At 61.2% G+C, this 25,319-nt stretch carries 24 protein-coding genes; 7 read left to right on the top strand and 17 right to left on the bottom strand.

Annotated elements, in window-relative coordinates; genetic code table 11:
• Nucleotides 1-40 precede the first annotated feature (40 nt).
• Nucleotides 41-550, bottom strand: coding sequence for a ferritin-like domain-containing protein (locus CKW06_RS06610; RefSeq protein ID WP_024957537.1), 510 nt, complete (start codon nucleotides 548-550; stop codon nucleotides 41-43).
• Nucleotides 551-1,165: 615 nt separating this feature from the next.
• On the opposite strand from CKW06_RS06610, the gene CKW06_RS06605 reads away from it, so the two are divergent.
• Nucleotides 1,166-2,548, top strand: coding sequence for a YbhB/YbcL family Raf kinase inhibitor-like protein (locus CKW06_RS06605; RefSeq protein ID WP_197697522.1), 1,383 nt, complete (start codon nucleotides 1,166-1,168; stop codon nucleotides 2,546-2,548).
• Nucleotides 2,549-2,592: 44 nt separating this feature from the next.
• On the opposite strand, the gene CKW06_RS06600 is transcribed toward CKW06_RS06605, so the two are convergent.
• Nucleotides 2,593-2,970: a response regulator gene (locus tag CKW06_RS06600; protein WP_024957536.1), complete on the bottom strand. Its 378-nt coding sequence runs from the start codon at nucleotides 2,968-2,970 to the stop codon at nucleotides 2,593-2,595.
• A gap of 161 nt (nucleotides 2,971-3,131) precedes the next feature.
• Between CKW06_RS06600 and CKW06_RS06595 the strand changes: the two genes are divergently transcribed.
• Together CKW06_RS06595 and CKW06_RS06590 are read left to right on the top strand one after the other, a co-directional pair.
• The gene (locus CKW06_RS06595) at nucleotides 3,132-4,274 is read left to right on the top strand and encodes a two-component system sensor histidine kinase NtrB (RefSeq protein WP_024957535.1); all 1,143 of its coding nucleotides are present in this window, start codon (nucleotides 3,132-3,134) and stop codon (nucleotides 4,272-4,274) included.
• Between the two features lies 1 nt (nucleotide 4,275).
• Nucleotides 4,276-4,638, top strand: coding sequence for a response regulator (locus tag CKW06_RS06590; protein WP_024957534.1), 363 nt, complete (start codon nucleotides 4,276-4,278; stop codon nucleotides 4,636-4,638).
• A 40-nt stretch (nucleotides 4,639-4,678) separates the two neighbouring features.
• Here the strand turns inward: CKW06_RS06590 and CKW06_RS06585 are convergent, their stop codons facing one another.
• On the bottom strand, nucleotides 4,679-5,131 hold the full coding sequence (locus CKW06_RS06585) for a BLUF domain-containing protein (RefSeq protein ID WP_024957533.1): 453 nt from the start codon (nucleotides 5,129-5,131) through the stop codon (nucleotides 4,679-4,681).
• Nucleotides 5,132-5,275: 144 nt separating this feature from the next.
• On the opposite strand from CKW06_RS06585, the gene CKW06_RS06580 reads away from it, so the two are divergent.
• The gene (locus tag CKW06_RS06580; RefSeq protein ID WP_024957532.1) at nucleotides 5,276-6,109 is read left to right on the top strand and encodes a hypothetical protein; all 834 of its coding nucleotides are present in this window, start codon (nucleotides 5,276-5,278) and stop codon (nucleotides 6,107-6,109) included.
• Here CKW06_RS06580 and CKW06_RS06575 read toward each other — a convergent pair.
• The 3 genes from CKW06_RS06575 to CKW06_RS06565 all read right to left on the bottom strand — a co-directional run bounded on the left by CKW06_RS06575 (nucleotide 6,106) and on the right by CKW06_RS06565 (nucleotide 9,587).
• Nucleotides 6,106-8,307: a fimbria/pilus outer membrane usher protein gene (locus tag CKW06_RS06575; RefSeq protein WP_024957531.1), complete on the bottom strand. Its 2,202-nt coding sequence runs from the start codon at nucleotides 8,305-8,307 to the stop codon at nucleotides 6,106-6,108. The genes CKW06_RS06580 and CKW06_RS06575 overlap by 4 nt on opposite strands.
• A 9-nt stretch (nucleotides 8,308-8,316) precedes the next feature.
• Complete coding sequence (locus CKW06_RS06570; RefSeq protein WP_024957530.1) at nucleotides 8,317-8,973, bottom strand: fimbrial biogenesis chaperone; 657 nt, start codon at nucleotides 8,971-8,973, stop codon at nucleotides 8,317-8,319.
• Nucleotides 8,974-9,089: 116 nt separating this feature from the next.
• Nucleotides 9,090-9,587, bottom strand: a complete 498-nt coding sequence (locus CKW06_RS06565) for a Csu type fimbrial protein (RefSeq protein WP_077684466.1) — start codon at nucleotides 9,585-9,587, stop codon at nucleotides 9,090-9,092.
• 269 nt (nucleotides 9,588-9,856) lie between these two features.
• Between CKW06_RS06565 and CKW06_RS24160 the strand changes: the two genes are divergently transcribed.
• Entirely contained in the window at nucleotides 9,857-10,210 is a 354-nt protein-coding gene (locus CKW06_RS24160) for an HNH endonuclease (protein WP_076738368.1), read from the top strand.
• 381 nt (nucleotides 10,211-10,591) lie between these two features.
• Here the strand turns inward: CKW06_RS24160 and CKW06_RS06550 are convergent, their stop codons facing one another.
• Nucleotides 10,592-11,095 carry an H-NS family nucleoid-associated regulatory protein gene (locus tag CKW06_RS06550; RefSeq protein WP_024957527.1) on the bottom strand — a complete coding sequence of 168 codons (504 nt, stop codon included), beginning with the start codon at nucleotides 11,093-11,095 and terminating at the stop codon, nucleotides 10,592-10,594.
• 510 nt (nucleotides 11,096-11,605) lie between these two features.
• Between CKW06_RS06550 and CKW06_RS06545 the strand changes: the two genes are divergently transcribed.
• Together CKW06_RS06545 and CKW06_RS06540 are read left to right on the top strand one after the other, a co-directional pair.
• Nucleotides 11,606-12,334, top strand: coding sequence for a VRR-NUC domain-containing protein (locus CKW06_RS06545; protein ID WP_024957526.1), 729 nt, complete (start codon nucleotides 11,606-11,608; stop codon nucleotides 12,332-12,334).
• A 200-nt stretch (nucleotides 12,335-12,534) separates the two neighbouring features.
• A complete protein-coding gene (locus CKW06_RS06540) occupies nucleotides 12,535-13,263 on the top strand; it encodes a hypothetical protein (RefSeq protein WP_024957525.1) in 729 nt (242 codons plus the stop codon).
• A 107-nt stretch (nucleotides 13,264-13,370) separates the two neighbouring features.
• On the opposite strand, the gene CKW06_RS06535 is transcribed toward CKW06_RS06540, so the two are convergent.
• The 10 genes from CKW06_RS06535 to CKW06_RS06490 all read right to left on the bottom strand — a co-directional run bounded on the left by CKW06_RS06535 (nucleotide 13,371) and on the right by CKW06_RS06490 (nucleotide 25,285).
• Nucleotides 13,371-15,122, bottom strand: a complete 1,752-nt coding sequence (locus tag CKW06_RS06535; protein ID WP_024957524.1) for an ATP-dependent nuclease — start codon at nucleotides 15,120-15,122, stop codon at nucleotides 13,371-13,373.
• A 21-nt stretch (nucleotides 15,123-15,143) separates the two neighbouring features.
• On the bottom strand, nucleotides 15,144-17,789 hold the full coding sequence (locus CKW06_RS06530) for a DEAD/DEAH box helicase (protein WP_024957523.1): 2,646 nt from the start codon (nucleotides 17,787-17,789) through the stop codon (nucleotides 15,144-15,146).
• 2 nt (nucleotides 17,790-17,791) lie between these two features.
• Nucleotides 17,792-19,447 (bottom strand): site-specific DNA-methyltransferase, encoded by a 1,656-nt coding sequence (locus tag CKW06_RS06525; protein ID WP_197697521.1) that lies wholly within the window; start codon nucleotides 19,445-19,447, stop codon nucleotides 17,792-17,794.
• Nucleotides 19,448-19,574: 127 nt separating this feature from the next.
• Entirely contained in the window at nucleotides 19,575-20,057 is a 483-nt protein-coding gene (locus CKW06_RS06520) for a hypothetical protein (RefSeq protein ID WP_024957521.1), read from the bottom strand.
• Nucleotides 20,054-20,437, bottom strand: coding sequence for a hypothetical protein (locus CKW06_RS06515; RefSeq protein ID WP_024957520.1), 384 nt, complete (start codon nucleotides 20,435-20,437; stop codon nucleotides 20,054-20,056). The genes CKW06_RS06520 and CKW06_RS06515 overlap by 4 nt, the downstream gene beginning before the upstream one ends.
• Nucleotides 20,434-20,748: a hypothetical protein gene (locus tag CKW06_RS06510; protein ID WP_024957519.1), complete on the bottom strand. Its 315-nt coding sequence runs from the start codon at nucleotides 20,746-20,748 to the stop codon at nucleotides 20,434-20,436. Before CKW06_RS06510 ends, CKW06_RS06515 begins: the two co-directional genes overlap by 4 nt.
• A complete protein-coding gene (locus CKW06_RS06505; RefSeq protein ID WP_024957518.1) occupies nucleotides 20,745-21,065 on the bottom strand; it encodes a hypothetical protein in 321 nt (106 codons plus the stop codon). Before CKW06_RS06505 ends, CKW06_RS06510 begins: the two co-directional genes overlap by 4 nt.
• 295 nt (nucleotides 21,066-21,360) lie before the next feature.
• A complete protein-coding gene (locus tag CKW06_RS06500; RefSeq protein ID WP_024957517.1) occupies nucleotides 21,361-21,945 on the bottom strand; it encodes a hypothetical protein in 585 nt (194 codons plus the stop codon).
• A 106-nt stretch (nucleotides 21,946-22,051) separates the two neighbouring features.
• Complete coding sequence (locus CKW06_RS06495) at nucleotides 22,052-23,911, bottom strand: ankyrin repeat domain-containing protein (protein WP_077684467.1); 1,860 nt, start codon at nucleotides 23,909-23,911, stop codon at nucleotides 22,052-22,054.
• A gap of 360 nt (nucleotides 23,912-24,271) precedes the next feature.
• Entirely contained in the window at nucleotides 24,272-25,285 is a 1,014-nt protein-coding gene (locus tag CKW06_RS06490; RefSeq protein ID WP_024957515.1) for an ArdC family protein, read from the bottom strand.
• Nucleotides 25,286-25,319: the final 34 nt, after the last annotated feature.

Raw genomic sequence — 25,319 nt, 5'->3', positions numbered from 1 at the left:
GCGTCGGCCGGGCGTGAACCCGGCCGGCGCGGCGCAGCGGTTACTTTTTGGCTTCGACGCCCGGCGTGGCGTCGCGCACCATGAACTCTTCGGTCACCTCGGGCAGGTGGGCCGCCAGCCAGTCGGCCATCGCCTCTTCCTGCACGAGGATTTCTTCGCAGATCCGGGCCGTTTCTGCATCGCCCACCGTCTTCGCTGCGGCGATCAGGGCCGTGTAGGAGGCGATCTCGAAATGCTCGAAGACGTAACCGGCCATCGCGCCTTTGACGATCTCGTCGGAGGCCGTCATGCCGCCGACGGCCTGACCGAAGGCTGCCATCTTGCCCATCACGTCCTTGAGGGTCGACGGCGAGCCGCCCAAGCGCTTGATGCACCCTTCCAGCCGTTCGCGCTGGCCAATGGTTTCCTGAATGTGCTCTTCAATGCGCGCCTTCAGCACTGGGTAGTGCTCGATCCGCGAAGCCTGCCCCTTCAGCATGGTTTCGGCTTGCTGTTCCATCGCGTGTGCGTCGCGCAGCCAGTCCAACAGGTTCTCTTTGAGCTCTGCCATGGATGTCTTCCTCTCGTGTCGGGCGAAGCCTTACCGTATCGAGGCTGGGATGCGGATCAAGCGATCCCCGAGTGAAGGCTTGGCGAACGGCGGAGCATCTCAGACCGGCGGTGCGTGGGCCTGGAGATCGATGGCCCTCGTGGTGAACGGCGCGCATGCAACGCATTCGCAGGCCATTGACCGCTCCCGCCACATGCTGAACGCTCCTCAGCGCCAGGCCATCCTCATGACCCGTTCCGCGCTTTTGCTCGTCTTGCTGGCCCCCTCTCTCGCCTTCGCTCAGCAGGGGGACGGAACCGACGTCCAAGCCAACGTCCACACGTTCAAACCGGCCAAGGCAGAGGCGACGCCTGAGCACGTTCAGGCCCTGAAGGTGCCCAGCGGCTTCCAGGTGCGTCCCCTTGCGCAAGGCCTTCAGAATCCCCGGATCATCGCCGTAGCGCCGGACGGGCGGATTTATATCTCACGTCGAGATCAAGGCGACGTGCTGTTGCTGGAGGATGCCAATGAAGACGGAGCCTTGGACGCCGAACCGAAGGTGGTCTTCTCACGTCCAGGAGCGCACGGGCTGGCCATCGCCAACGGGCAGCTGTATGTCGCCACGGCCAACGACGCGTGTATCGCGCCCCCATACGCCCGGACGGCACGTTGGGTCCAGAGGAACGGATCATCAACGACCTGCCCGATGGCGGTCAGCACCCCAACCGCACGCTGGCCTTTGGCCCTGATGAGATGCTCTACATCAGCGTGGGCTCGTCCTGTAACGCGTGCAACGAGACCAATCCCGAGCATGCGGCGCTGCTGAGGTCCTCGCCGGATGGCAAGAGCCGGTCCATCTTTGCCAGCGGCCTGCGGAACACCATCGGCTTTGCTTGGAACTCCAAAACGGGGGAGCTGTGGGGGATGGATCACGGCATCGACTACTTGGGCAACGATGAGCAGCCCGAGGAGCTCAACCGCATTCAGAAAGGAAAGAAGTATGGTTGGCCCCACATCTGGGGCAAGGACGGGGTGAATCCCCAGAGCACCCCGCCAGGGCAGATCAGCAAACAGCAATGGGCGGCGACAAGCGAGCCCATGGTGCTCGGCTACACCGCCCACGCGGCCCCCATGCAGATGCTGTTCTACACCGGCCAGCAGTTCCCGGCAGCTTACCGGGGGGACGCCTTCGTGACGATGCGCGGTTCCTGGAACCGCAAGCCTGCGTCGGGCTACGAGGTGGTGCGGGTTCGTTTCAACGCCGGCAAGCCGGTCGGGTTTGAGCCCTTCCTGACAGGCTTCCTGGTCGACAACGGCCAGGCGCATATCGCAAGGCCCGTCGGTCTGGCGATGACGAAGGGCGGTGCACTTTTGGTCGGCGACGATGCCAACGGCGTCATCTACAGAGTGACTTACGGCCCAGGCCAAGCGTCCGCCTCCCCCGCGACCGCAGTGCCTAGCGGGCCCTTGATGGCCCAAGTCAATCAAGGCTCGGGCGTGCCGTTGGCCAAGGATCGGATCGGCAAAGCCGCCACGTTCGAGTTCCGCTCCCCGTCGTTCTCCTCGGGCCAAGCATTGCCTCCCCGCTTCAGCGCGTATCACGACGATGCATCGCCCGCTCTTTCTTGGAGCCCGGTGCCTGGTGCCAAGTCCTATGCGCTGATCATGGAGGATCCGGATGCAGCCAACGTCAAACCCTTCGTTCACTGGGTCGCTTACAACATCCCAGCGACCACGCAATCGCTGCCGGAGGGCCTGCCGGTCGATCCGCGACTCCTGAAGCCGGAGGGAATGCTGCAGGGGGTGAACAGCCGGGGGTCTGTGGGGTATTTCGGCCCCAAACCGCCAGTGGGCGATCGACCCCACCATTACCACTTCCAGCTGTTGGCCTTGGACACCGTGCTTGATATGAAGGCCGGGGCAACGCGGGACGAGGTGCTGAAGGCCGCGAAGGGCCACATCCTAGGCGTGAGCGAGACCGTGGGCACCTACCAGCAGGTCGAGGCCCCGCTGAAATAAAAAAGGGACCCGAAGGTCCCGACCGGTGCCCAAGGCCCGGAAACTCAATGAACCTCCAGTTCCTGGCAAAGGGACTGGAGGGCCGCGGCGATCTCTTTTAGGCGAAACGGCTTTTCAAGGAAGGGCGTGCCTTTGAAGCGTTCGGGCAGCCGGTTGGCCCCAAGGCCGGTCGTAAACAGGAACGGCACCCCCAACTCGACCAAGCGATCGGCCACGGGGTAAGACTCGACCCCGTTCAAGTTGACGTCCAGCACCGCAACATCGAAGGCCGCCTCCTCGGCGCATACCAAGGCTGTGGGCAAATCTTCGGCCGTCTTGGAGACGTCGTAGCCGACTTGGGCAATGGCCTGCTCCAAGACCATCATGAGAGTGGGTTCGTCCTCTACAAGAAGAACCCTTACTGCTTTGCCGTCCAATCCCATGACTTTCTCCCTACAAGCGCTCTGAGTGGATGTGCCACGATTGGACAGTGTGGCCCGAGGGCTCGCCCGATTTGTTAAGAGGGCGCAAAAGGATGACGGCCGTCGCTCTTCTACACTGCGCACTCTGTCGCCCTTCGGTGGCCCTGCCGAGAGGATGACCCATGAACCAACCAGCGAAAGCGAAAACCGATTTGAGGGACGAGAGCCGGCAGTTTGCCCTGCTGGTGAACTCGGTCACCGACTACGCCCTATACATGCTCGACCCCAGCGGGGTGATCCAGACCTGGAACCCGGGTGGGCAACGAATCAAGGGCTACCAGGCTGCCGACGTGGTCGGCACCAACTTTTCCCGCTTCTACCTGCCCGAGGAGGCCCAAGCCGGCCTACCAGAGCGAAACCTGCGGACCGCGGCCTTAGAAGGGCGCTACGTCGCCGAGGGCTGGCGATTGCGGCAGGACGGGACCCGCTTTCGTGCCAGCGTCGTGATCGATCCCATCTGGGAAGACGGGGAACTGGTGGGGTTTGCCAAAATCACCCGCGACATCACCCAGCGCCACGAAGCGCAGGAGCAGCTGCTCCAAGCCCAGCGCGATCTCCTGCAGGCGCAGAAGATGGAGGCCATCGGGAAGTTCACGCTCGGCTTGGCCCATGATTTCAACAACCTGTTGACGATCGTGGCCAACTGTCTGGAGCTCATCAGCCTGCGGGTGAAAGACGGAGGCGTGGCCAAGCTCATCGATACCGCGCAGCGGGCCGCCGAGCGCGGGGCCCTTCTGACTCGGCAGTTGCTGACCTTCGGCAAGGGACAAACCTTGGTGCCAGAGGCAGTCGACTTGGCCGCCTTGATGGCCGAATGCGAAGCGATGCTGCGCCGCTCCGCCGGCGACGCGATCGCATTGACCGTCGAAGTTTCCCGGGGCCTTCCGACCCTGTCGGTGGACAAGGCACAGCTGGAGGCCGCAATCCTTAACCTTGTGTGCAACAGCCGCGACGCCATGCCGAAGGGCGGAACGATCCTCATCACGGCCTCTGCGCGGCAAACCCGTGATCCTACGTTGCCCAACACCAGTGAAAGACCTTACATCTGCCTGAGCATCCGAGACGACGGTTCAGGGATTGAGGCGGACCAGCAGGCCAGGGTATTTGAACCGTTTTTCACCACCAAACCCATTGGAAGGGGCAGCGGGCTGGGCTTGAGCCAAGTGTTTGGCTTCACGGCCCAGTCCGGCGGGTTCACCGAGCTCCAGAGCGAGCTTGGGAAGGGAACCCGCGTTAGCCTTTGCTTCCCCGCACCAGAGCATTGAGATGCCGATCCACGTGTTGTTTGTTGAAGACGAAGACGATCTCCGCAGCGTCGTCGTAGAGGCTCTGACCTCTCAGGGCTTCCAAGTCACTCCCGCCAGCAACGGGGATGAGGCCCTCGTCCTCCTGCGCGGCGACGCCAGGTTCGCGGTGGTAGTGACCGACTTCAACATGCCAGACAGCGCCGACGGGCTGGAGGTCGCGGCGGAAGCCGCGGTTGCTCAACCCCAGGCCCGCGTCATGCTCGCGTCTGGCCTTCAACGCTCGCAGCTGCCCCCGCTGCCCGAGACGGTTCGATTTCTCCCGAAGCCTTACCGCTTCCGACAGCTTGTTACGGCGATCCACGAAGACTTGGGCTGCACGTAGGGGGGCGGATTCCTTGCGCGGCCAGGCGGTCGCCACTGGTTCATCTTCCTACCAGTGCGCGTCTGCTCACTAGGAACAGCAGCCGGTCGATCGCCGTTGCGTTCAACGCTTCTCCATCCCCCCGCACCTTGAAACCGGTCCAGTCGCCCACTGCGACCTCGCTCAGCTCTTTAACTTCCACAGGCAACCAGCGCATAGGCCAATAAGGCAAGCGGCGATCCATGATCGTCCCGCTTTGCAGCTCGATCAGGTCGTGATGGCTCGAAGCACCGAGCACCCTTGAGAACACCACGTCCAACCCGTCCGGGGGGCCCTCCAAGTATTGGACGAAGCGCGTCCCGTCGAACAAGAGCACCCCACTGACACCTGCGTCCCGGTTAAATCGAGTTGCGTCGTCGACCAGCTCCTGGAGCTTGCCGCTCCGGAGGCCAAGCAGATCGCCGCGCAACGCGTCGGATGCCTCGCTGACATACACCACGGCCCTGATGGGCATTGGGCGCTCCTTCTCAACTTGTCTGGCCATCCCCCCCTCCACGAACTTTAGTCCCGCCCACGCATTTAGGCAATCGCGTTGTGAGATAGCGCCTACAGGCGGCTGTTAACTTGATCCCGAGTTCCAATCGAGTAACCTTTGATTATGGCCCTTTACAACATCGCGGAACGTTTAAGCACGGCTAAAGAACTAATCAGCAGGGGCGATGACGCGTCATTGATCTACGCCGCGCTGGAACTACGATTCTGCCTGGAATCCGTGGCGTATCAGAACTTGGCTGCATATGGTGAAGACGTTTCCACCGAGCTTGCTCGCGAGTGGCGACCGGACCAGATCATCAAAATGCTGGCCGCCTTCGATCCGAACTCTGATCAAACGGCCAGCTTCTCCATCTCGGTAACGCCACCGCCCAAAGACCTCGATTTTGCCTCAAGTGACTTGAAGGCCGCTTTCAAGGACAAGGATTTCTTGCCGATCGGCGAGGCCAAGCGCATTCCTTGGGGCAAGTTTCGCAGTTACTACAACTCGTTGGGGAGCTTTCTCCATCTGCGCAAAGATCTGACGAACGCACGGCCGAAGATCGAAAGGCTCCGTGTTCTCATCGCTGAGCTGGAAGAGGTTGCGAGCTCGACGCTGATCGCTGCCAGCAAGGATCTCGCGACGGGCAAATGCGTCGACTGCGGCCATGTGCTCATTCTCGGCCCGGCCGAGCAAGCGGGGGACAAGCCCGTTTTCTGCCCGAATACCAAGTGCAACTCGAGCTATTTGGCCATCAAGGGGGACCCGGAGCGGCGGGTGCAGAAGGTCGAAGCCTTGGGGCTGCGCTGCGAATGCGAGGCCATCGTTCCTATCTTGCCAGAGAGGCTTCTCAAGCCTGCGGTTTGCCCAGCTTGTGGGTCGACCGTTTGCGCAGTCATTGCTGCAAAGGCAAGGGTGCTAGGGGTGCCGCCTACTCGCGAGGGAGACCTGAGCGGCTAGTTGCACCTTAACTTCGCCACTTCGTCCACGCCCGGCAGTGGCGACGGCAACACGGCTTTGCACACGCCGGAAACCTCGACGGCCATCCCCGGCTCAGGGTGTTCTAGGTAAAGGGCTCCGTCGTAGCCGACCATGGCTTGTTCGTTCGGCGTGGACGCGACGGTGCCCGGCGCGATGATCGGACCTGTCAGGATGAAGGCCCGGGCGTTCTGCGTCAGCACGGGGAAGGTCACCCGCACACCGCCTTGGCGGGGCGCCACGGATTGCTTTTCGGTCTCCCCGATCTCCACGCCCACCGGCAGCTCCTTGTCCTTGAGGCTGACGGTGGTGGGTAGCAGGGAGGGAACGTCGGTCACCAACACGCGGCCTTGCTTGTTGGTCTGGCCGACCGGCGCTCCGTTGACCCGCACCGGCAAGCCCGCCTGGCCCGGCACATCCACCACGGCGAAGCTGGCGTAGGCGGGTCGCCCGAAGGCCACGCCGCGGTGGTCCAGGAACACGGCGCCGGAGAAGTTGGCCGCCACCTGGGTTTGCCCGTCGTAGTGGTCCACCATGATCCGGGCGTCGCCGTAACGCGTCATGGCATCCGCCGTGGCCCGGGTGCTGCCCTGATCGCCCTCGGTGTGCTCTGCCGCCAAGCGAAGGCCGCCCTCGGTGCGGTAGGTCGCTCGGGTGGTCAGGGCATCCTGGCCTGGGGCCTGGCGGGCCCGAACGCCCACGCTGGCCTTGCTGCCGAAGCGGTAGGTGTAGCTGGCGGACACTTGAAGATCGTCGCCTTGGAGGTCTCGGAGCACGTTGGCGGACACCTGGCCTGCAGTGCCCAGGTTCGCGCTCACGCCCAAGGAAGCGAAGGCCAGGCTGGAGCGCCCCGTGTCGATGGCACTGTAGATGCCACGCACAGTGAAGCGGCGATCCGGGCGGTAGAACACGGAGGCTTGGGTGCGCGAGGCAATGGGTGTGGCGTAGGTGCTCTGCAGGCGCCAGAAGCCTTCGTTCTCTTCGTGTTCCAATCGAACGCCCAGCTTGGGGCCGCGGTAGTCGTAGCTGGCCGCCCAGCGCGTTCCACCTTGGCTTGAGCGGCCCACCTCGCCATCGAAAACGCCCCAAGTGCCCGGGGCCCAGGTGGAACCCACGGTGACGTTGCCCTTGCCGTTCTCGTCCACCTGACCACCGGCTCGGATGGTCCAGCGGTCGTTGACGCCCTTGGCCCACGACGCGCTGACGCCGGCCGTGCCGTAGCGGTTTTCGTCTTCGCGGACTTGTCCCGCCGCGATTTCCCACGCGGAGAGCCCGGGACGCAGCAGGGTTGGGGCCACGTAGAGCCGTGCAGTGGAAACGGCAGTTTCCCGGCCGTAGGCGTCACGCACCACTACATCCGTTTGGCTGGCCCCCAGGGCCACGTTTCGACCGTCCACGGTGAAGGGGCCGGCCTTGACGTCTTGGCGTGTGATTTCGGCCTGGTTGGACAGGACCTTGACCTGCCCCGGATCCAACGCGATGCCCCCCAAGGTCGGGACGGGCCACGTCGGCGTGAGCGGATCCAGTGCTGCCGGGTCCTTCGCGAGTCGAATGCCGCCCAGCGCCACGGGGCCGATGCGGGGCGTGGCGTAGACATCGCCGGCTTGCCAAGTCCGTTGGCGCGGCAGGTCGTCTTTCTGCCAAGCGGTCATGCCGCGGCGCATGCCAAACCCGTTGGGGGATTGGTTGAGCTGCCCGGTGGTGGAGACCGCGCCCCAACGCCCTCCGGTGCGCGCGTCCAGTGCCAAGGACGTGGCTTGTTGGCCGCCTGCAATCTGGGTGGCGAGGTTGTAGTTGACCAAGACGCCCCCGATGGCGGGCGACACCTGAGAAACCGGAGTGCCGTGCTGGCTGAGCTGCTGCGCCGGCTTGCGGTCAGCCGGAATGGTGAGCTGGACGGTGGCGTTCTCGGGGGTGTAAGCCACGGTCACGCCCAAGGCTTGGTCGGTCAGGTCCTGGCCCTCCTCGCCCGGGCGAAGGGTCACGCCGAGCTGCTGCCAGGTCGTGGATTCGGCCACCCAGGCCCCACTTTGCTGCCAGAGCAACACGGGGTCCTTCGCGGGCAGCCCGTTGGCCTGGATCGGCGCGGCCAGCACCGGCTCCACCCCGTCTGGGATGGCCGCGTGCGCGCTGCCAATGGACAGGGCCAGCGCGAGGCCCAGGACGCTTCCCCGCCGCACGTGTCGCCCTCAGTTCACGGGGACGACGACGGGAGCCCCGTTGACCGTGATTGAGAGCGTGGACGCCTTGAGACCAGGCTTGAGCTCCACGTGCTTGCTCTGCCCCGGCAATACCCATCCCAACGCCCCTTCGCGCCATGCCGGCATGCCTTGAGGACCGACGGCGATCAGGCGCGCGGCGGTCGAACCGGTGTTGGTCAGCAGAAGGCCGTCGGCGGTGAAGCGGGCCGTGAGCACCGGAGGACCGGCCTTGGCGTCTTCAAACCCCACCGGCAGGTTCTGGTGGATCAACAACTGCACCTGGCCCGCCGTGGACGGCTGGGGCAACTGGCGCAGCAGCACGCGGTAGTAGCCCGGCGTGCCGATGCCTTGGGTGCGCACCAACCGCACGGCCCGGCGGGACCCAGGCGGGATTTCGACAATGGACGGTGCCGCGATCACCGCCTTGGCGGGGCCGGTCACGTCCTGCCCGCTGGGATCTTGGGACCAGTCCAGCACCGTCACCTGAAAGCGCTCGGGGGTTTCCCCATGGTTTTCCAAGGTCAACGCCCCTGCCTTTTCTCCAGCCGGGGCCACGATGCTTGTGGGAAATAGCGACACGTTGCCCGCCCACGCAGGCACGGCGAACAATGAGCACAACGAAACGGCCAACAAACGCTTCAACATCACTCCTCCAAACCGATCACCTCCTTTGATCCAACCAAAACATTCAAAGTTGTCAACCCACCCCCAAAAGAAAACCCCCGAGGATTTCCGGGGGCTTTAAGGGAAACGGTTGAGGATCAATAAGTCAGGGTTACGGCGATGGTGTCGGAGAAGGTTCCACCGGGCACCTTGTTCAAATCGTAGAAGGCATAACCGATGCCGATCATCTGCTGCTCACCGGTTCCCACGCCCTCCCAAGCATCGGCCCCACTGCCCCACACTTGGCTGGCACCGGGATCTTTGAAGAGGCCGTAGGCGACGAAGTTTCCGGCCCCATCGGACACGGCGCGGTGATTGGGACGAGCAATCGCGGCGCCGTAGTTCAACCCGTCGCCGGGCACGATGCTGAAGGCGGTGCCTTGGTTGCAGCGAACCAGCAACGCGCCGTTGGAATAACCCTGCGTGCCGGACGCCAAACCGTTGTATTCACCGCCGCCCAGCTGGGTCACGAGCAGGCTGCACTCGTTGTTCACGGTCGCAGAAATCATCAAGTCTTCGGTGACGTCGGCGGCGGAGGCCGAAGCGGCAGAAAACGCGGCCATCAAGGCCAGAGAAAAAGAAAGGGTCTTGCGCATGAAAAATCCTCCTCGGATTTAGGGAAAGGGAAAGTGGCCCGGATTGGGCTTGCTTCACCAATACTCGATAAATCTATTTCCGCAAGAGGATCGGGCAACAAGAGTTGCAGGGGCCAACCCAAGCGCTTGCACCGAGGGCACGAGTGAGCTAAAAAGCAATCGCCGGTCGCAGAAGCGTCGGTGTTGTGCCCGCATAGCCAATAGGCTCCGGGTGCCCGAGGTCCACCCAATGGGGGCGCGGGAATCTTTTTTCGATTCCGGAGCCATCCATGACGACCAAACGCCGCAAATCCCTCCGCACGTCTGCCTTCCATGCCCAGTTCGGCCGCTGCTACTACTGCGGCCTGCCGATGTGGCTCGCAGCTCCTTCAGAGCTCGGGCTGAAGCCCAGCAAGGCTCGAGCCTTTCAATGCACCGCGGAGCACCTGGTCGCCCAGCAGGATGGGGGCCGAGACGTATCCGGGAATGTGGTGGCCGCGCATGCCCGATGCAACCAGTGCAGGCACAAGCGAACGGGACCAGCTCCCTCCCCTGAAGCGTTCCGGGCCTTGGTTCAGAAGCGGCTGGCAGTGGGAAGATGGTGGTCCAGACTGCCGCCAGGGATTGCGCATGCTCCTGTATGACCTCATCAAGCTCTACGAACCCTCGTTTGAGCCGGCTCGCACCTCTTGAAGGCGCAGGGACAGCTTGCTGGCAGACACCTTCCCTCAACCACTCCCTCGCGCCTCGCGGACAACCGCCAGGGCCATGACCACGGCTTGGAGGAGATCCGATTTCGTCCGCCCCTGCTCGCTCCCATCGCTCGGAAGGGCGGTCAATGCAGCGACCGCGTCCTTCCCTGACAAGTATTGGACGCACGTCAAGGCGGACCAGTGAAGCCCAAACTCGGTGCGCAGTCGCGTTCCAGCCTCCCCTTGCAAGAGCGTCCCGTCGGCCATTTCGAGCAACACGTGTGCAGCGGCCAACGCCTTGGCACGGGCATTCGCAGGGTCTTTGTGCAGGGATTAAGCTGCCGGCTTCGCCTTGGCCTTCTTGGCAGGTTTCCGAATCGGCTTTGCCTTCTTGGCGACCTTGCCCACCTTCGCAGCTCCCTTAGCCGCGGCCTTCTTCACCTTGCCAGCGGCGGGCGGGAACTTGGCCCCAGGGTTGGCCTGCGCCCACGCCTTGCCTTCGGCCGACTTGGCCCATGCCGTGAAAGCCTTGGGTGCCAGCCCTCGGCCTGCCCAGGTCTCTCCCGTCGGGAGTCGATACTTGGGGGCGACTTTGCCGAGCTTTCGGCCCTTCAGCGGCCCCACAGAAGGTTTCGGGGAACGCGCCGGCTTGACGTCAATGGCCTCGCCAATGAGCTTGGCAACCTGGCGACGCTGGGCGGGGCTGAGAACCTTCGCATACTTCTGAAGCACCGCAATCGCCTTGGGCACCTCACCATCGCGCTTCTCAACCAGCCGCTTTTGGGCTTCGAGGTGCTTGATTTCTGCGTTGATCGACTGAAGAGTGGTCAAGGCCAAGGCAAATACTCCGTTGAGGGCAAGCAAGGGTTATAGCCCATCGGCGGAGCCAGGGCCAACGCAGGACGCGCCCTTCGGCCAACTTCCATCCACCGAAACCAGCCTCGTGCGGCAGATCAGCGTGCGTCCGGCCTCGACGCTCTTGGTCAAAAAGCTTTAGAAGAAGACCCCTAGCGGTCGGGTGGACTGGATTCAGGCGTGTTAGCTGGTCATCGAAACGGCCATCGAGCCCCTCCCGTAGCGCTGGGCGATCGCCAGGCTGCCTGCCTTGCATTCGAGACTCGTCGAGTTGCCCCGCGGCGTCGCGGTGCCGACTTGGACGGATGCCTTATTCACCTCCTCATATTTGGCGATAACGGGTGGGCATACGGCGAATAGTGCAGCGACGAGCCAAAACTTCTTTCAATCTCATGATCAATCCCCCTGCTAACCGTCGCCCGGCGGCGCTCACACCTTCAGCGCTGGTCGGGATAGGCATTTCCAATCGTCACCCCTGAGCTAAGATGAGACATGATCACGGTCCGACAGCGAAATGCCGAAAAGGCGGGGTTTGGATACGAGAAGGTCCGCCTGAAATGCGGCCCCGGCCCGAAACAGTGGATGTGCCCACAAATGAGCCAGCCGCTTTCGGTCGAAAAGGCGGCCCTGTCCCACTTCGCCCAGCAAGGATGGCGAGGGTTCAGCGGCGAAGGCGGCCTTTTGCTGACCCTCATCAAAGCCATGTCGTTCCAGAACCTTGGATACGACGAGCGCACGCGCTACGTCGAGGCGCTCTATACGCTGGCCGCAGAACCATCCTACGGACGATCCTACACCGTTGCCGAGTTGCTCACGAATCTGGCCCGCGCAACCGCCGGTCAAGTGGCGGCTAACTTTGACCAAATGGCGTCTCGGGGTCCACACATAGAGCAAACGGCGTGGGGGCATTCGTCCGACACCTCGTCAGTTCTCGATGTGTTTCCCGGCCTGGAGCGCTGGATGCTATTGGAACTGTTTGAAGTTGCCGGCTCTGATTTGCTTCACCGCATTGCCACCATTTTCGCCTCTAACCCCTACGAATACCGCCGCGGCTGGCCGGACATCACGATGTGGAGGGAACGGCAGCTCCGCTTCGTGGAGGTCAAAGCTCCTGGCGACTCGCTGGGCAAGAGTCAGAAAGTCATTGCCCAAACCTTCGCCGTCCCATTGGGCCTGGACTTCACGCTCCTTGATGTCGTGGTGCCACCAGCGGTGCCCTAGCCCACAGCATTGACGCTCGCGCGCGAAACCAGGCCGCAGCACTCTCCCGCCGACTTTGGCTCGCCAAGGAAGAGTTCGCGGGCGCGGCATGGCGGCCAAAGGGCAAGCAAGCCCATCCGGAAACCGGCTTGGTCGGTCAAGCAGGATGCATTGTGTCCGGCATAAACTACGAGGTGTGACCAGCTAGTTAGGGTGAATGGATGAACCAGGTTAGGAAGCGATGGAATAACGACGAAACGCGTGGACAGGTCGAACGAATCTTTGGCCGCGATCAGTTAGAGAAGGTGCGTTCTTGCCTACAGGCACTCAATGAGCGCATTTACTTCAGCGAATACCACTACAGGCAAGCCAACTATTTCATCAAGAAGCCGATGGAAGGCCGAACCAGCGATGAGGCCATGTTGGTTTTTTTGGGCGTATTTGACGAAGACGACGAGCCCGGGGCCTGGGAACACTTTCGCTTTTCCCACGCCCATGCATTTGCTTGCGTCCAGAACCTTCACTCTCTCCCCGACCACTTGGCCTACTTCGCCTACTGGGCATTAGGAATGGACTTGGATGAAAAAACTCGTATCCAGCGCTTGCGAGACATCACCCGAAAGGAGGTGAACAGACGCCTTCCTGAGCCACTGAAAGAGGTCTACAGCCAACTCGTTGCGGACGAAAGTTTCGTCTACATCGATGACCTCAACAACCATTCCAAGCATCGATCCTTGATCAAAGTTTCCTATCAAACGAAGTTTGAGATAGATCAGGTAAAGGAACATGGCTTGCAGTTCGGCGAGTTCACCTTCGGAGACAGATCCTATCCCGCCCGCTGGGTGCTGGAGACGCTGCGAAAAGAACATAACCGTCAAAGCAAGTTCATCGTGGCGTTCGGCAACGAACTGAACGCCACGCTCCAAGCCATGCCGGCACGGGTTGGCTAAACTCACATTCGCCCTGCCAGACTAACGATGGTCATGCCGCCCAGCGCGCTTGCGAGAAGCTCCGCGAGCGCTCCGGGCCGGTGGACTAGCCAACGTGCTAGCGGACGTTAGCGAGCCAGCCACTCCACGAGTTCTCGCACGCTTGCTGCGTCCGCACATGCTGCATCCACCCCATCGCTTTCGACCTTCACTTGGAACGCCAGCCAGGCGTGCTCCTTCTTTTCGGTCAGCCCAACATGAGGCTCGATGGCACCCCGGCTCCATAGCCAGATCGATTTGTCCCGAAGCTTTCGGACGAGTGCCTGGATGTGCGGCAATGCTTCTACTCTTTCCGCTAGAAGCTCGAAAGCCTTCGAGGCCGGGCCCTGGGGGCCCTTCTTAGGGAGTCCCCCTTCGTCCAAGGTGATCTGACCCTCGTCCGCCATCGTTCTTAGCATCGAGCGGCATGTAGCGATATCAGTGTCGCTCGGGTCAAGGAAACCGTGCTTGGTGGCCTGCCGAAACGCGTAATCAAGGTCCACAATCGCGCATGCTGGAAGGCCCAGCGCCTCCAGGATCTCCATGGACTTCTGGGTATCCGAGACGCCGCTCATCGCGACAATCGCGAGCGAAGACTGCCCCATGGTCTTGCCGGAGACTGCATTGAAGAGGCTGGGGAGCAACCGGAGCTCTGTCTTTCCCTCGGTCAAGACCACCTTGTCAGCGAAGAGCATCTGGGAAGAGTTGGTCAAACTGAAGATCTGGTGGAGCTGATGCGTAGGCTCGGCAACCAACTGCTCGACCACCGACTGAAGCCTGGGCCTTGCTTGGGTCCCCTGCGGATGCTTCTTCGTCATCAACAAAGCATTTTTAGCGTCGCGCGCGAGGATCATTTGAGCAGAGTGGGTCGAAAAGACCACCTGATAGCCCGACGCGGAAAGTGCCCTCAGTGCTTCGCGAACCTGCTCTACAGCAAAGGGATGCATGAACAGCTCGGGCTCATCAATCAGCAGCAGCGTCACTCCACCGGCTATGGCAACGCCTCGCTTGAGGTCAGCCAGGTGGCGCACCATTGCCATCTGAATAGCGCGCTGGGCACCATGCCCGTATGAACCAAATCCCCTGCCCTTTCCGTCTCCCTCATAGACCTTGACGGTTCCCGCCTTGATGAGGTCGTTCAACACAGGGACGGGGAAATCCAGCTTGATGCTCACCCCAGGGAACAGATCGGCGATTTTTTGATTGATGGAGGCGTCAATCCTCCCCAGCTCTTCAAATCGTTCTGCACCCTCAGCGGAAAGCATTCCAACGATTGCCAAAAGGTGCGGCGATAGATCCGCCTGATGCCTTTCTTGAATAGCTGCGACCATGTCTATTAAAAGCTTACCAATCGTCGTACTGGTCTTTGCCTTACTGGCATCCTCTTCCGCATCCTCCATAGCCCCGATCCGTATTGGATCCGGGAAAAGAGCTGAGATGGCCTGATCAATGCCAGTCGGATTTGGATCCCACTCGTTCGTGTCTAAGTTCAACACGGTCAGTGAAACGCCACTGCCAGCCCCTTGCTGATGCTTTCGGATGCGAAGCACGCCATCACGCACATGCGGCTCGATCCTTGTTCGATGCTTCAAGTCCAGCATGGCAAGGTCTTCTTCGACGATGCCATAGAGACGGCCAGATACCTCAATAGGCAGAAGTGGATCGTGGAAGTCTTCCTCCTTCCAGCGCCCCCCTTTTACCAACCATTGAAGTGCAGTGAGGCAGTTGCTTTTACCGCAGTTGTTCAACCCAACGAGTGGCGTGAACTCGGTCAGCTGCAACTGCGTAGAAACGCACGACCGAAAGTTGCGAATATCGAGATCTGAAATATAGACAGCCATTCCCTTCCCCCTGTTATGAAGTCACTCCCCGATGGCTGCCTTCAGCTGCTCGGTCACGCTGTTGCCCTTCTCATCCTTCAACTGGGCCATGAGGTAGATCCCCCTTCCCTTGCTCTTGCTGGCCCAGAGCTCCCCGATCATGCGTTTCTCCTTTTCGGAGTCCGCCGTGTAACGGTCGCCACCCTTGTATTCGACGACCAGCAGGCGACCGTCCTTGAGCTTGGCAACGAAGTCCGGGTAGGTCCGCTGCTTGGACGTCGGCATCCAGAACTGGCTCTTGTCCACCAAGTTTCGGACCCAAAACGCCACCTCATCCAGCTGATCGATGGCCTGGGCGCAGAGAAACTCCTCCCCCACCTTGCCCCCGGCGGTCTTCCATTGAAGATCGCCCACGAAGGGGTAGTAGTGCTTGCGGAAGCGATACGTGCCGCCTTGGTAGTAGGAGTGCGCCGGATACTGGGTCATGTCCGCGGGGTAGGTGAACATGGCATCGGGCTCATCGCTGACCACGATGTCGGCGTCGGCACCAAACAAGGCCTGCTGGAAGCCATCCTTGAGCGCCTCCGCCTTGGCGATCTGAAGCTGCTCGCCGAGCTTCCGTCGGAGCACGAACTGGCCATTGAGCAGTTGGGATAACGAGAAGCCGCGATCTTCGGACAGCCCGCCGATGGACCGGCGCAACCACTCCCGCAGCACGGGCTGCTTGACCGCTGGATCGCGGATCTTCTGGTCCAGCCAGCCCACCAGGTCCGCCTGTGTGCGGTCCTTGGCGAAGCCTGGCAAGTAGGTGTTCACGTCGTCATCAATCGGCGTGTAGCTGACCTTCTCTTCCACCAAATCGACTTCAAAGGTCTTGCTATCTGCATTGAACTTGAGGCTTGTCAAGTCCGGGGGATAGGCCAGCAAGTCCCAGGTGAAGCCCGGCGGCGTGGCGCCGCTCTCCACGAACTCCAGCTCGCCCTGCTCCATGACCCCAAGCCGGGGCACGCTGAACACTGCGCCGTTCTGGCTGGGGGCTTTGACGGCCTTGGAAGCGATCTGGTGGCGCTCGATGGTTGCCGTGGCCTCCTCCCGCTCCTTGGTTGGCACAGCCTTGGTGATCGCTTCCACGGTGGACTCGTCCACCTCGCCCGTGATCTCCACCGAGCCGCCCTTGCCTTCCTCGTTCGGAGTGAAAACAACGCTGGTCTGGTCCCGAGCAGGGATACCAGTAAGATCCGGTTGTTTGCTCACGGCAATGGTGGTCTTGGGCGTCACGGGAACCGGATTGACCTTGCCGCCTCGCAAGTCCAAGCCGGGCCCAGGTGTGGGATCCGGCAGCACCGCGCCCACGGCCTCCAGAGGGTTGAAGCCGATGTCGATGAGCGACTTGGTGAGCTCTGCGGCAGCCAGATTGAACGCCGCAGTGGTGACATGGGCGTAGGCCTTGTTCATGACCTCCTGCTTGCGGCGGGTGGCATACGGCATGCGCAGCACGCGGCCCAGCAGCTGCTGGATGTCCTTGTCGCTCTTGACCTGGGCCACCGAGCAGAAGACGTAGGCAAAGGAGCAATCCCACCCTTCCTTGAGCGCTTGCTTGGTGATGATGACCTCGATGGGGCAATCCTTGGCGAACAGGTCCACGCCGTCGATCTCGCGCTGATCGCCCGTGGCGATGGCAATCGCCTTCTCGGGCACCTTCTCGTTGTCGATGAGGTGCTTCTTGACCTCCTCGACCGTGGCAGTGCCCTTGGCGTTCTCAGCCTGAATCAGCAGGATGGGACGGATGTAATCCGGCTCGCCCAGCGCGGTCTTGCCCAACTCGTTGCGGCGGGCCACAGCGCTGCCCACGGCGACTTCCCATTGCCCGACGTGCTCCTTGAGCACGACTGGGAACTTGATCATGTCCGCGCCCTTGAGCTCAAAGGCACTGACGCTGACCAGCACATTGCTTTTACTGGCTTCCGGGGTTGCGGTGAGCTCCACCACTACCTTGGCACCCAGGCGCTCGTAGACCTGATAGGACAGGGGCGTGTTGGCATTGTGGGCTTCGTCGGTGATGACCAACGGACCGTGAAGTTTCAGCAGATTGGCAAAGGACGCGATGGCCTTTCCCGCCTTGTTCTGCTCCAAGTAGGGCAAATCGGACACGCTGCCGGCGAAGTGAGGCTCCAGATCTTCGTGGTGCTCGTAAACCTTGCGGCCTTCCTGGTTCTCCACGCGCAGCGCGGCCATCGTCGAAATGACCACGCAGACCTTGGTTCCCAGATCAGCAGGGCGGATGTGGGTGAAGTCTTCCACGTCGAACACCGCGACCTTGCCCCCAAACGCCTCGTCCAGCTCCTGGCGATAGGGGTGGCGGGGGTTCTTGAAGGCTTCCAGCGTCTGGGTCTTGATCTGGGTGGTGGGCACCATCCACATGACCAGCGGGAACTCGCGCTCGAGGTAGGCGTCGCCTGCCGCCTGGATGATGTGCGCGCCCATAACCGTTTTGCCGCCGCCAGTGGGGATGCGAAGGCAGACGTAGGGCGAGGCTTCCATACCCGGCATGGGCTTGTAGTGGGCGATCAGACCGGCATCCACGTTCTTCTCAAACGCGGATGCGGGGCCGGTCAGCCTGGCGTCTTCTAGGAACTGGGCCAGGCTGCACAAGGCCCGCTGCTGATACACCTTGAGAGAAAGAGCCATGCTTAGCGTGCCTTGATGTCGTAGGGGGTTTGCTTGAAGGTGATCTGGAGCTCTTCCAGCCGCTCCTTGGGCAAGTCGCAGGACTCGCCGTAGATCACCTTGGGCCCGTCAAATGGCTGCAGGCCTTTCACCACCCGCTTGGTCAGCACGTTGCCGCCGGTCTTGCTCTCGTCGCCCAAGATGCCATTGAACAGCAGGTAATAGCCGATCCCATGGTGCTCACCCAGGAACGGTTGCTTCGAGGCACGTGTGGAGCGTGCGGTGCCCGTTTCGGCAAACCAGACGTGGGCGGCCAAGTGTTCGAACTTGATGCCCTCGCGGATGTGACCTTGGTCATCGAATACGGGCACGCCGAGCTTGTAGAAGCGAAAGCCACCGCCACCTTTCCAACCGACTTCTTTCGAAATACCTGATTGCTCACCTTCCACAACGGATACAAGCCTCGCTTGGCAATGGCTTCGCGCCTGGTCACCTCGCTCAATACCAACAAACCTGCGATTGAGCTTCAAAGCAACTGCTGCTGTCGTCCCGCTTCCAAGAAAACTATCGAGAACAAGGTCCCCAGGTTTAGTCGTTAACTCAATGCAACGACGCAGGAGCCGCTCGGGCTTTTTACCTTTCTTAAATGTCACGCCGCCCTCGCCAGCAATGCCCTCCCACGAGATATCACTCCAGATATTCGTAAGCATTGAGGAGGCGACAGGCTCTCCATCAATCTCAACAACGTTCTTGCTGTAGAAAAGGATTTGCTGACCGTCCAAGATGTAGACCGTATCGAGCGATTCGCCCCGCTCCAGCTTTAGAACTTCACCAGGTCGAGTGAGAGACTCTTTCTTTAGATCAACGATTGCCTGACCCGCACCGGAGTCGCTAATGGATGCCAAGCGGCAGACTTGGCTTGAGTTCTTCAGAACCCACTTGTCGAAGTGCTGGAGAATAGACTTAGGGTGTTTGATCCTTGCGTTCCGCGGCACCTCAGCATATTTATCGGCAAGAGACGAAAACCTCCATTCACTCTCAGGCAAATCCCGGTTCTCCAGCCAAAGGTTGTAGGCATAGTCAACACCGCGTGGAATGCGGGCACTTACGTCTTCAAACTTCTCTTTGTCCTTCGCATACCAAAGAATGTATTCCGATGCTTTGAATACACCAGGATTGACAGTGCTAAATGCAGAAGGCGAGCGGGCAGCGATAGTTATCCTGTTGACGAAGTTGGACCGGCCAAAAATCTCATCCAGCATCACCTTCGCATAGTCAACCTCGTTATCGTCCAGATGAAGAAAAAGAGATCCCTTCTCTGAAACAAGCTCGTGGATGAGTTCGAGCCTGGCATACATCATTGACAACCAAATCGAATGCTCGAAGTTGTCGTCGTATTTCGGGAACATCGCTCCGGTATTGAACGGCGGGTCTATGTAGACGCAACCAACCTGGCCAGCGTAGTAAGGCAGCAACGCCTTCAACGCATCCAGGTTGTCGCCCTCGATCAGCATGTTGGGGGAGTCCACCTCCCCATAGGACAAGCTGACCACCGGCTCCAGGAGGCGGTAAGGCGTCAGGGCGGAACGGGTTAGGTCCTCGTCACGGTCGGACCAGTTGAGCAGCGGCATCGAATACATCCCCTCGAACAGGCTCCAAGTATCGTTCAGCGGGTGCATTTCGGCCAATGCTCCAAAGCCTAACGGCGGCTAAGCCATTGATCGAAATAACCTTCCCGTGATCGGGGCCTGATCGCGAACTATATGCTGGGCCACTTAGCGACCAGCGGGCCAAGAAGCATCTCGGCTACGGACGGCTGAGGCCCACCTTCCCGCAGTAGCGATAGACGGCGGAACTGCTCACCCCGAGTTCCCGCGCCAGGTGAGCCCGGCTGACCTCCTTCAAGCGAGCCCGAACCTGGTCCAGGGCCAGCCCGCGCAAGGTGCGGTGCTCTGGCCCTTTCAGGACACGCCCCAAGCGAAGGGCTCGGCGGTCCAGGCCGATGGTGGCCGGCGACAAGCCCAAGCGCTGGGCCACCTCGGCCGAGGTCAGCCCGGCTCGGACCAGCCGCTGCACCTGCTGGCGACGCTCAGCGAGCTCGCGGGCTTGGCGGTCCCGGAACGCCTGCCGTCCGGAGCCCGCCAGGCGGTGCCGCCGGACGAAGCGGTTCACGGCCTGGTGGGTGACGCCCAGGCGTTGGGCCAGGGCGCGCTGGCTCACCCCTTCGTCCAGCCAGGATTGAACCTGGGCCGGGGAGCGGCCGCCGAGGAAGCCTTTGCGCGGACTCATCGATCCATCGCCGCCAGGTCGCCTTGAATCTCGGAGGGTGACACACCAAGCGCCTGGGCGATGGCCCCAAGCGTCAGGCCTGCGGTCATGCCGGCGCCAATCGCATACCGCCGCTGACGTTCATAGGCTTGGCGACGAGCCTCCGGGTCGATGGGCATGGCATCGGACGGGTCTACCCGTCGGGCGTGCTCGATTTGATCCCGCTCACCACACGTTTGGCGGTGCGCGGCCAGGGCGTCGTCCACGTCCATGCTGAAAGGCGTGTTGCGTTGGGCAGCGTCGTAGATGGCTTGGATCTCCGCAGGCATGGGGAGCAGCTCGATGCCGTCAGGCCCGGGAAGAACGCCTGGGGCAAACAAGGTGGAAGGCTCGCGGTTCATCGGCCCACCCAGTAGCCCAGCCCCGCGCTAAGCAAGGTGGCCGCGTATAGAGCGGCGTCCTCAGCGCTGGAAATGTTGAGGGCCATTACCACCGCCCCGAATGCGAGCGTGAGGACGCAACCCGCGAAGATCCCCCCAAAAATCGCGAAATCCACGTAGAGCGATGCGTCGCGCTTCCCGGCGCAGAATAGGGCCAGCGATTGCTTTACGGTCGGGTAAGTCAACGCGATCATAAAAGAGAGAAACGCCGCCGAGCAGAGAAACACAGCAAGGACCAGCATGGAAAGGACCAGCATCGTCAACGCACTCATCCGCGCGACCTCCCCTTGCCCCAGAAAAAGGCCAGCAGACAGAGCACCGCGACCGTGCCGAGGACAAACAGGCCTCCCCCGGTGGCGAGCTGGTGCCAGACGCTGAAGGTGGCTTGGGCCAAGAACGCGGCGATGACCACCATCCCAACTCCAAACAGCCCGCCATGGATCACGACGCGGCCGTGCGTGCGAGCGTCTCGCTCACCGCCCCTCACCCGTTGCCAAGCTGCCTTGGCATCGCCAAAGCGCTTAAACGTCCAGAGAGGGACCAGGACCATGAGACTCAGCAGGGTCAGCAGAAGGATCGCGCTCACCATGGGCGGCCTCCCGCGCGACTCCTCAGCGGGCGCGCCTGGAAGGTGAGAGGCTGGCCCCACTGGCTGGGCTTCAGATTCCAAGCCATTGGGAGCTCGACCTTCGCGTGCAACCGGGCGTCATTCGGCAATGCTCCTGCAACCCCGGAACATTCCATGCCATCTAGGATCTGTCTCGCTGTATCCCCCGAAATGAGAGCAACTTTGTCAAAAGGAAGCTCAAAAAGTTCTCGGGGCAAAGAGCCCATGCCGTCCCAGACAAAGACCCCAACCGGAACAAAAATAATATAGATTGCCATCAGCGCTGCCCTCCAACGGCTACATTTTCTCTGCCCGCACCGATGACTACGGATACGGAAGCTGCCTCAAGCTCTGTAATCACTGGCTGCGCGGTCCCTTCGGAGCGGAGAAAAACTTGATCCCCCACCTCAAAAGCCCCCTGCTCGTCGCCCTGCATGTAGAACGGCAGAATGCGGCCAGCGATGCGCAGCGCACATACGCTGTCATCCACACCGTTGTTTCGCGTGTCGCGGCATGGGACGCGCTCATACGTCACTCGGAGCGTGTAGTAGCGCTGCGCCTCGTCAATCACCCACAGCGTGACGCTTTCGCGTGTTGCGGGGTTCTTCTTCAAGATTGAGTTGTAAGCCGCGTATGGGCCACGGCCCGGCGCTTCCATGGGTTCGAAGGACTGAACCCCGGTGGCGGTTTCCGTGGGGGACGCCTCCCAGGCGTGTGTGACCCTTACTGCGATGGTGTGCGGCGTGATCACGGTGGCATTCACCCCGACGGCAACGGCGACCGAATCGCTACGGGGCTCGGCGGCGCTGGCGGCAAGGGGGAGCAGGCTGGCAAGGGCCAGAGAAAGAATCAACGCGCGCATGAGGCCTCCTTTTTTGAATGGGTTGCACTACCCATAACAAACGGTTTGGTTTGCGCAAGGGGATCGGGAAAAGAAAAGGCGGCTTTCGCCGCCCTTTCCCTTGGCCTTAGAAGCGCGCTCGCAAGCGAGGGGCTTCCAGGGTTTGGCCGTCCTGCCCATGGGCCTTCATGGCCGCACCGACCTGCCGTTGGGCGTCGGCCCCAAACCCGCCTTCCGGTGGCTTCCAAGCATTGGCAGCGGGAAGAAGCTCGTCCAAGAGCTTGGATCGGTTGTGGGCTCGCAGCTCGTTCTCAGCGTTGTTCAAGAACGACTTGGTCTCTCGGTTGCTCGCAAAATCGATGGGCTTCATGCCAGGCTCGTTTCGAAAGCCGTTGACATGGTTGTCAAAGCCTTGCTCGCCGACGAGCTTACACCCCTTGTCCCAGTCCGCCCCTGCGAACACCAGTTCTCGGCAGAGTTCCGTCTTTCCCTGCTTCGCCGCTTCATGGAGGACGCTGTAGCCGGCATAGTTGTTGTAGGCCCAGCCCTCGTCTCCGTCGATGTTGAACGTTCGGTTCCGACTGACCAGTTCTTCGTTGGGATCCACCTGCTCCAGCAGACGTTTGGCGTCGCCGGCCTCAACGAGGGCCACAATGTTGAGCACGCGGTCTTGCTCCTCCTTCGTCTGCTCCGCCTTTTCCGCGGCCTGCTCTTCCGCTTCGGCATCCCAATACCGAGCCTCGTGGTAGTAATCCCGGCTCGCATAAGGGGTTTCCCCCCTGTCGTTCTCTACGTGGTGCTGGGGAACGCCTCGCCCCACCCCATCGACCAACTCTTCCATCGCGCGCTCGTCCGCGGTATGGGCAGGAATGTTTCCCTCCATGTCTTTTGCGTCAACCTGGGCCCCGGCCAACACCAACGCCTGCACCATCTCCCCCGTTTTGACGTAATGAAGCGCGGTTCGGCCCAGCGCATCGGTGTCCCTCACACTACCGCCCTGCCCCAACGCAGCGACAAGCTCGCTGGGCGTCTCGGCCAGGAAAATCGGGTCGGTCGCCGCATCGACGCGCTCACGCGGCGAAAAATCGTCTCGGTGGTTCCGAATACTTTCTCGATAAAGCATAGGATCATGTTTTAGCGCTGGCTCGCCATTCGAGTTCAGCAGGGAGGGATCGGCCTTGGCATCCAGCAAGCGCAGCACAACGCTTGGGTCGCTGGCCAGGTGGAGCGGGGTGTCTCCCCCGTCCGTCCGCAGATTCACGTCGGCGCCGGCATCGATAAGCATGTGGCAATCGCCTTCAAGCCCTCGCTTCGCAGCAACATGCAGAGCGGATTGCCCTTGGCTTAGGGCATTGACATCCGCTCCGGCCTTCGCCAACAGCGCCAAACCTTCCGCAGTAGGTTTTTCGGACCAAGCGGGTTCCCTTTGGTATGTGCTCAACAGGCGATCAAAAGGCGAACGCCCTTGTTTGTCCAACGCGTGAACATCCGCCCCAGCCGAGATAAGCAGTTCCATCTGCCACGGCTCCTGACATTTATGCAAGGCGGAATCGCCGCGCGCGTCGCGATACCCTTTCACATCGGCGCCGTCTTCGATGGCCTGCCTTACCTCGTCCTCGAAGCGACCCTTCGTCTTCAGACCAGCGAAGGCCAAAGTGCTCCCCAACCGATCCGTTGCCTCATCGTTGAACGATGGGGGCGCACTCTGCGATCCCAACCGGGTCCGACTAGAAGATGGGATCGCCCCTTGGGCCTGCAGAGCGCTCTGTTGACCCGACCGGGTCTGATTGGAAGATGGGATCATCTGAGGACGTTCACCGGGTGAAACTTTTACCGGCTCCACCGAAGCCACTGGCCGCTGGCTTGAATCATCCAAGCGCTCCCGGACCGGGGGTTCAGGCGGCTCAGAAGAAGCCACGCCTGGTAGTTCCGTGTCCTTTTGACGGATGAAGGGTCGAAGTAGATTTGAAAAGACGTTGCCAGCCATGGTTCCTCCGCTTGGTGAGTGATACTCATGTCTTAACAAAGAAAGGGGGATGCGCAAGGGGCCGCAAAGAGAAAAGGGGCGGCTTTCGCCACCCCTCTCAACCCAGCGTAAGAAGCTCAAGAAAAAACATGGTGCCTAGTTAGTGATTTCTCAGGTCGGTTAACTAAGCATTCTTTCCACCCCGGCGACAGCAACCACCGGAAACCACCGATACAGCAAGGATAACCACCCAACCACCTTCTAACCGCTCACCCTGGAAAAGTTCTCAGTTAGAAGTAGAGGAATCGGACCACAGCCGGGTCTTCCCCCAGCACATTCATTTCTAACTCGAAACCTCAAAAGGTCAACCCCCTACCTGCGCTAAGCAACCTGGCGTTCCTTGCGTCGCGATGGGGTCCTTCGACCGGCTTCCGTCTTTCGCCCCTGCTCCATGTCCTGCTCCTTCTTGACCTGCGGCAGCGGCTCGCGTTCAAACGCCGGGATGTCCAAAAAGGTCATGACCTTCTCCGCTTGGCTGGCTGCGCGGAACAGGGTCCTGGGGTCATCGGCCAGGGCTTTCATCCAGGACTGCAGGTAGGCGGCGTGTTGCTCTTCGTGCTCCTTGCCCAGGGCAATACCCAGGCGCTCGGAAATGAAAAGGCTGGACAACTCCGCCACCAGTTCCTCTTTTGCGTAGTCCTGGCTGCCGAACCGACCGGCCTGGTCGCGGTCGAGCCGGTGTTTGGCGCCGGTCCAGTGGGCCAACTCGTGGAGCAACGTGGCCTGATAGCTGACGTCATCTCTGAAAGTGTGGTGCTTCGGCAGGTGAATCGAATCCGCGGCGATGGAGTAGAACGCTCGGTTGCCACCGTCGTGATGAAGTTTTGGCTGGTGCTTGTCCAACAACTCCCGCACACGCAAGTGGCGGATCGACTCGGGCATGACGAAGGGCGGCGGGGGCTCGGGCATGCCGTCCATTTGGCTGGCATTGAACACCGTGGCGACGAACACCGATGGCCCTTGGTATCCGTTCTTCTCTTCGCCCTCGGTCAACGGCTCGGCCCCGTCTTTGGCCTTGCCCGTCTTGCTGAAATCCCAGTAGGCGATCCGCTGCCCCTTCTCGCCGCGCTTGACCTGGGTGCCAATGCTTTCGGCCTGGCGATAGGTCAGCCAGCGGTCGTCTTGGTAGCCATGGGTTAGTTGGGCACCGCGCAGGATGAGTGTGTTGCTGCCGCGATAAGCCTTGCCCGTGGTCGGGTTCCAAGGCCCGTTGATCGAGCCGTTCTGCGGGGCGTCGGGATCATTCCATGGGCGGCGCCAGGGGATGGTGCCTTGCTGCATGAGTTGGAGCATTCGCTCGGCGGTGGTTTGGATGAGATCCGAATACTTGGACATGGGTGGTTGCCTCAAATCTTTTTCAACCTCCTGC

This window comes from Stenotrophomonas maltophilia (genome assembly GCF_900186865.1).
Taxonomy (GTDB): Bacteria; Pseudomonadota; Gammaproteobacteria; order Xanthomonadales; family Xanthomonadaceae; genus Stenotrophomonas; species Stenotrophomonas maltophilia.
This window is presented reverse-complemented; position numbering and strand designations above follow the sequence as displayed.